This window comes from Haladaptatus sp. W1, from assembly GCF_001723155.1.
Taxonomy (GTDB): domain Archaea; phylum Halobacteriota; class Halobacteria; order Halobacteriales; family Haladaptataceae; genus Haladaptatus; species Haladaptatus paucihalophilus.
On sequence record NZ_MEIH01000169.1, the window covers coordinates 1 to 6,609 of the forward strand.

General features: G+C 59.5%; 7 protein-coding genes, 2 tRNA genes and 1 pseudogene. 7 read left to right on the forward strand and 3 right to left on the reverse strand.

The features are described 5' to 3' along the window. Positions 1-124 precede the first annotated feature (124 nt). Positions 125-1,510, reverse strand: a complete 1,386-nt coding sequence (locus BG842_RS08905; protein ID WP_069450490.1) for an MFS transporter — start codon at positions 1,508-1,510, stop codon at positions 125-127. A gap of 280 nt (positions 1,511-1,790) precedes the next feature. After that, positions 1,791-1,864 (reverse strand) — tRNA-Phe (locus tag BG842_RS08910). 136 nt (positions 1,865-2,000) lie between these two features. Between BG842_RS08910 and BG842_RS32475 the strand changes: the two genes are divergently transcribed. The 5 genes from BG842_RS32475 to BG842_RS08925 all read left to right on the forward strand — a co-directional run bounded on the left by BG842_RS32475 (position 2,001) and on the right by BG842_RS08925 (position 5,210). Beyond that, the gene (locus BG842_RS32475) at positions 2,001-2,126 is read left to right on the forward strand and encodes a hypothetical protein (RefSeq protein ID WP_256388515.1); all 126 of its coding nucleotides are present in this window, start codon (positions 2,001-2,003) and stop codon (positions 2,124-2,126) included. Positions 2,127-2,178: 52 nt separating this feature from the next. Continuing rightward, positions 2,179-2,607 carry a hypothetical protein gene (locus tag BG842_RS08915; protein ID WP_069450491.1) on the forward strand — a complete coding sequence of 143 codons (429 nt, stop codon included), beginning with the start codon at positions 2,179-2,181 and terminating at the stop codon, positions 2,605-2,607. Position 2,608: 1 nt separating this feature from the next. Next, on the forward strand, positions 2,609-3,565 hold the full coding sequence (locus BG842_RS08920; protein ID WP_069450492.1) for an alpha/beta fold hydrolase: 957 nt from the start codon (positions 2,609-2,611) through the stop codon (positions 3,563-3,565). A gap of 108 nt (positions 3,566-3,673) precedes the next feature. Beyond that, on the forward strand, positions 3,674-3,811 hold the full coding sequence (locus tag BG842_RS29710; protein ID WP_154652461.1) for a hypothetical protein: 138 nt from the start codon (positions 3,674-3,676) through the stop codon (positions 3,809-3,811). Positions 3,812-4,085: 274 nt separating this feature from the next. Continuing rightward, positions 4,086-5,210: a hypothetical protein gene (locus BG842_RS08925; RefSeq protein WP_069450493.1), complete on the forward strand. Its 1,125-nt coding sequence runs from the start codon at positions 4,086-4,088 to the stop codon at positions 5,208-5,210. Between the two features lie 352 nt (positions 5,211-5,562). Here BG842_RS08925 and BG842_RS08930 read toward each other — a convergent pair. After that, positions 5,563-5,636, reverse strand: a tRNA-Val gene (locus tag BG842_RS08930). A gap of 85 nt (positions 5,637-5,721) precedes the next feature. Here BG842_RS08930 and BG842_RS08935 point away from each other — a divergent pair. Together BG842_RS08935 and BG842_RS08940 are read left to right on the forward strand one after the other, a co-directional pair. Beyond that, entirely contained in the window at positions 5,722-5,991 is a 270-nt protein-coding gene (locus BG842_RS08935; RefSeq protein ID WP_069450494.1) for a hypothetical protein, read from the forward strand. A gap of 276 nt (positions 5,992-6,267) precedes the next feature. Beyond that, positions 6,268-6,609, forward strand: a pseudogene (locus tag BG842_RS08940) (ABC transporter ATP-binding protein); the annotation flags it as partial.

Sequence of the window (6,609 nt, forward strand, 5' to 3'; positions counted from 1 at the left end):
GAACCTGCGCTCCGCGCAGAACCTCGGTCTAATTCAAATCGCGGTTGGGTGCATGTTAGTTCGCTCCGCTCCCCTCTCGATGAGTTGGTCGAGGCGACTGACCTCGTGAGTGAGAGAATCGACGTCATCCGGCGCGATTTTCACTACCTTCGCTCGTCGATGTCGGAACGGCCGTATCGACACGAGAAGCATCCGTATCCGGGCGTGGTTCGGTCGCATGACTCTCCTTCGATAGTGCTCGGAGCGATAGGACAAGAACGGCTCCGAGGAGTACCAATCCGCCTGCGACGCCGAACGCAACGCCGTAACCGAAGGTAGCGACCCAGCCACCGAGTACCCCACCAATACCACCTGCGATGGCACCGAGGGCCGTGTAGACCCCGAGAACCTCGCCACGAACGTTCCGTGGTGCGAGACGGGTGACGATTGCAGTGCCGACGACGGCGATGACCGCCCACGTCAAGCCGATAGCGGCGAGACCGACGCCAGCGGCCCCGAATCCGAGCGTCACGGCCCCCAAACCGGCCACCAGTGCAGTTCCCGGAAAGAGCACGCCACGAACTGCGAGCGCACCAGATTGGAGGAGCCGAACATCGTATCGCGATGCGAACGTCCCGACGCCCTCGTAGAGGACCGCGGAGGCGAGACTCGAAGCCAAGTAGAGGGCGAACACCTCCTCGGAGTCGAAGCCGGTCTCTGTGAGAAACAAGGGCAGTGGTGCCCAGAAGACAGCGAACCCAGTGAAAAAAAGCACGGCGGCAACTAGGTAGGTCGCCAAGGCCGGATTGATCCGGTTGAGGAGTCTGCGTGGATGGAACTGTCGGGTGGTCCAGTACAACCGGTTCGGTGAGAACACGAAGGCGGTTCCCTTTATGCCTCGATTTGAGGTCGAGAGGAGTCGTGCAACCTTGCGGATTTTTCGTTCGCTCGTGACGTGGGCGCTCGGGTCGGGACGCGGAAGCGACCGGATAGCCCCTATCACGCTCATCCCCGCACTGAGGGCGAACACCCAGAAGAGCGCGCGAGTGACGGCTTCCTCCCCGACGAGTTGTCCCCCGACAAACGGCCAGATGGTCCCAAGCACGAGACCACCAGCCCAGCCATAGCCCTGATATTTGTTCAGCACCCCAATACGCTCACTCCACGCGGATTCCGGCGCGTCGTCTACGACCAGCATCGTCAACACGGGTGCGATGGACGAAACGACCAGCCAGATGACGGCGTTGGCGACGATGACCGCAGTCACGCTGCTCAACAAGGGAATCGCGGCGAGGAAGATGGCGACGGTAGCGAGTGTTATCACCACCAGTGGCCGCCGATGGTCGACACGATTGGCGAGTCGGCCGAACACTATCGCTCCCGGGGCACCGATGAGTGCGGCCGTCGCCGCCAAGATACCCAGCTCCACCGTTGAGGCACCGAGTTCGACGATGTAGAGCGGTATCAGCAGGGATGCACCGCCGAACGAAATCGAACCGAGTGCCCACGAGTAGAGCCACCGTTCTTTCATAGTTGGGACTCTGTATGGATTCCGTATGAATTTGGGGGGTTACTGTTGTAAAAATACCTTTTCGAGGTTGCTCTGGAACGAAACGGACGGTATCGCCTGCCCCTGCTGCATTCCGTTGTCCCTTGGATTCCATTTCTGTTGCTCACGGTATTGTTCGCAACAGAAATGCCGCCTCCCGGATTTGAAACCACGCCCGAGAACCTGCGCTCCGCGCAGAATCTCGGTCTACTTCAAATAACGGTCGTGAGCATTTTCACTGCTCACGTTGTTCGCAGGAAAATGCCGCCTCCCGGATTTGAACCGGGGACAGCTCGATCTTCAGTCGAGTGCTCTCCCAGTCTGAGCTAAGGCGGCTCATTCTGGAAAAGGCGGATGGTACAAAAAAGGATTTCGAAATCCACCCGAGGGGAGGCGGGCGGGGGGAAAACTCCTGACGCACCCACGCACGGGTAACAGAAGCCATTTATCCGTTTTCGTGGTACTTTCTCGCATGGGAGAACGTGCTTGCTATCTGGAGTTTTGCCCCGCGTGCGACGCGCCGGTGACGATGGTCGACGAGCGATGTCCCGACTGCGGGAAATCGCTGTCTGATTCCGAGTCGCACGCACCGGATTGATTATGTGATTTTTTATCACGTTGGGTCTTGTCCCCCTGACTTGGGGGAGAGCATGAACGACACAGACCTCGCCACGCACGAGTGGTGGGAACGATACAAGGAAACGGTGAATAGCGACCCCGAGATGGGCGTTCGGGGCCACGACAAGTTCAGCGACAACTTCTACGTGGAGATCGGCGACGAGCGGTTCCTCGTCGAGATGCAGGGCGGGAAGGTTCGGGACATCATGCCGAATCCGACCTTGAACGACCGCTGGTCGTTCGGCGTCGAAGGCTCCCGCGAGGCGTGGGAGGAGTTCGTCCAGGAGAACCCGCCCGCGTTCAATCACGAAATCGTCGCCTCGCACTATCGCAGTGCGGTGAGAAACGAGGACGGCCACCTCCAGATGCGGGGAGACAACAAGAAGATATTCCAGAACTTGCGGGCGTTTCAGCGCACACTGGATTTGATGCGCGTCGCACACAACAACGGGGGGAGCTAACATGGCCGAGCACGGGACCGTCGAGCCCATCACGGGCAAGTACGTCCACACGGAGATCGGCGGCACGGACCACCGGATTTACTTCGAGGAGAACGGACCGGAAGACGGGATTCCGCTTCTCTGTCAGCACACCGCGGGCAACAACTGTCAGGAGTGGCGCCACCTCCTCACGGACGAAGAGATAACCGAGGACTTCCGCGTCATCGCCCACGACCTGCCGTATCACGGGAAGTCGGTTCCGCCGACCAGCCAATCGTGGTGGGAGGAGGATTACACGATGACGGCGAAGCAGTTCACCGAGACGCTGGTCGCGCTCGCGGACGCGCTCGACCTCGACGACCCTATCTACATGGGGTCGTCGATGGGTGGCAACATCGCGCTCGAACTGGCCGATTGGTATCCCGACCGGTTCCGAGCGCTCATCGGACTGGAGTGTGGCGCGCACAGTCCGGGCTTTTACATCGACTGGCTCGACCACCCACAGGTCAACACCACCGAGGTGAACGCCTACTCCTGCTGGGGATTGATGGCTCCACAGAGCCCGGAGCAGACGCGACGAGAGACGATGTACCTGTACGAACAGGGTGCGAACGGCGTGTTCAAGGGCGACCTCTACTACTACTCGGTCGACCACGACTACCGGGACAAACTCGACCAAGTGAACGCCGACGAGTGTCCGTTGTACATCGTCAACGGCGAGTACGATTACCTCACGACGCCGGACGATGGACGGGAAACGGCAAAAGGGATCGGCGACGGAGCGACTGCCGTCGAGATGGCCCAAATCGGCCACTTCCCGATGAGCGAGCACCCGGAACTGTTCAACGCGTACCTGAAAGAGATACTCGCGGACATTACCGGAGACCGAGATGAGACGCTCCCGGACGTTCTGACGCCCGACGACGTGGGAATCGAACTCCAACCACCCGCACCCGCTCGGGAAAAACCCGCGGAATAGCGTCGTCTCATTTTTCAGTCTAGTCGCCGTCAGGAACGGAGTAAGCGGTGAATACCGCGACCGGGAGAAAGCTTATTGCTACACGGTACCGCAGTTCGAGATACCCAAATGGTGCAAGAGAACACCGATAGATGGGATGATTGCTTGGAACGCGAAATCGACGGCGGGGTCGAACTGTACGACCCTGAAAACGAAGACGCGTGGATTTGGTCCGATCTCGGCGTAGAACTCTCGTGGGAAGCGTAACTTCGGCGGTCTATCGAGCCGCACCCGAGTAACGAGCGATTTCCGGCCGGTGAACACGCGAGTGCTCCCCCTCGCGTTGTGCGACCGTTCCCCCCCTCGACCGCTCTTGGAATGGCTAATTGGTGGCAAATCCAGACACATATTTTACTTGACCATCTCGTCGGATAACAAGAGAAAATATTTATTCTACCAATTGGTGTGAATATGAAAACAGGTTCGAACGGGAAGACGGACCCTCCACCGTCACCGTTCAGATTCCTTCCCCGCTAGTACAATGCACGTCTCATCCTTCGAACGCGAAACGCTCAAATCACCCGCCTTCATCGTCCCCAGTTTCATCCTGTTGGGCATCCTCGAAACGCTGAATCGGTATTTCCGAATTCTATCCGGCAGACGGCAGGCGCACATTGACGTCCGGTGCTGTTGGCGACCTCTCGCCGAGGCCGTCCTCGCCGGGAAGCCGATGTACGTCCGTCCGGCGGTGGACAACAAACCGCCACTGTTCGAACTGCTGAACGTCGCCGTCGCGGCGACCGGCCAGTATCTGCTGGTCTTTTTCGTGCTCATCGGCATCGTGAACGCGTTTTCCGCCATCCTCCTCTGGCGAATCTGTGCCGAACGCAACGCCTCCCGCGTCGGACTGATGGCCGGACTGCTGTTCCTGACGAGCGTTCCCGCCACCGGGGGCACCGTAGTCAACGTTCGCTCGTTCGCCATCGCGGGTATCCTCCTCGCGCTCTGGGTCAAACATCCCCTCGCACGCGGTGCAGTCATCGCGGCGGCCGGTCTGTTCTCCCAGCACGCGGTGTTCGCCGTTCCCGTTCTCGCCTACGACGGTCTTCGCTACCTCGAACGCGATGATTGGACGGCGTGGCTCACGAAATTCGTTGCTGGTGGGCTCGGCGTCGTCGCCGTCTCTTTCGCGTTCGTGTACGCCGTATGGGGGTCGCCGTCCTTCCACGGTGCGCTCTACTGGTCGTTCGGTGCCGCGAAGAAGTACACGACCAACCCGGCCGTTCCGTCGCTCATCGGCGACACGAGCCGGTGGCTCGCCGCTCTCTACCGTGAAACCATCAAACACCTTTTCCTTCTCGTTCCGGCCGCTGTCGTCGTCCACCAACTCGTCACCGAACGCGGTTCGAAACGCGTCCTTCGTTCGACGAACGCTCCCGTCGTCACGGCAACCCTCCTCGCGTTCGCGATGACGATACCCCTGTTCGTCCGCGCCTATCGCGCGTACTGGCTGTACCCGCTCCCCTTCCTCGCCCTGTTAGCGAGTATCGGTTATCAGCAGTTCTTCACGCTCGGCCGGGACGGGTTCTCGTCGTCGGAGGAACGTCGGCGCGCTGGTCGTGAGCGACCTCCTGCTCGTGGTCAGCACGACGATCCCCCGCGATAGAAGCGTTCGCCGTCGAAGGTGTCGCACTGCTCTTTGGTGGATCGCATCGCGCAGAATTATGGGTTCGGGCGGATTCGAACTGCGTGCAAGACATTCCTGCTCACTCGCGTTGCTCGCTCCGCGGGCTGTGACTTGCTTCGTTCGAACCGCCGAACGTTTCCTTTTCGTGACCTCGGTGGTTCGCTTCGCTCACCACGAAATACCACGAAAATCCAATGGGTTCGGGCGGATTCGAACCTCGCCAAGACGTTCCGGGTCGCTCACTTCGTTCGCTCCCGGGCATGCGACTTGTCTGGTTCAATCGCCCTCACGGACGAATTTACTCGTCACGTCCGTTCCTCGAAAAATTCGATGGGTTCGGGCGGATTCGAACCACCGACCTCGGCCTTGTAAGGGCCGCGTCATAACCAACTAGACCACGAACCCGTACCGTGGAAAAATCGCTCCGGAGGAATAACTGTTACTTTCTCCGTTTCGTAACGACTACCACGCTCGCTAGCAATCCGCAAGTATGGACGACACGCTCTCCGCACTCGGCGAACAGGATGGCTGGAAGGTGGACGGGTTCGCCGCCCGCGTCCACTACCGCGGCGCTGACGACTACTACAGCATCGAGTACTATCACCCCAGCCAATGCGTGCTCTACTGGAAAGTGAAGGGAGACGGCGACGTGGCGGTTCCGGTCGGCCGCGGAACGGTGCCCGGCCCGCTTCGTGACCGCGTGCGCATGGATTTGACTGAAGCCGGTATCGACCCCGACGTCGAAAGTCGTAGCCTGTAACCGCCGCTACGTCTCCGTTTTCGAGTGACCACGTGTCTCGTTTCTAGAAACAACGTATTTTTATCGCAGTTGTTCCTTCTCTCCCTGTGATCGGACGGAGAACGAACTCTGGTTTATCCGTCCCTCCGCGATAGCGACCATCGCTTCGGATATCCTCCCTGCCCGAACGCTTATGCGTGACTTGGCCGTTCCTGCGTTGGTGCAACACCGACTGAAGCGGCGGTGTTTCGATTCGTAGGAAAATCTTATCAATACGGTGTCCCTTGAGAGAGAATAATGAGCATACACACGGACGAAGACGACCCGTTCGAGGAACAGCGGGAGAACGCCGACAATCCGATGCGGCGTCTGTTCGTCGAATACGGGGGCGAAAATCGCTTCGCCTTCGTCGTCGGGGTCGTCTCGAGTCTCTTTGCCCGTATTCTCAACCTCTTACCGCCGATAATCCTCGGCGTCGCCCTCGACTCTCTCATCAGCACGAACAAGAAAATTCCCTACTCGGAGGCGCTCTCCGGGCAGGTTCCGTTCCTGTCCGCGAGCGTGGCCCAGGGGATTACACCGGGCACCGAAATCGGTCAGTTCTGGTTCTCGGTCGTCGTTATCGCACTCGCGTTCGGC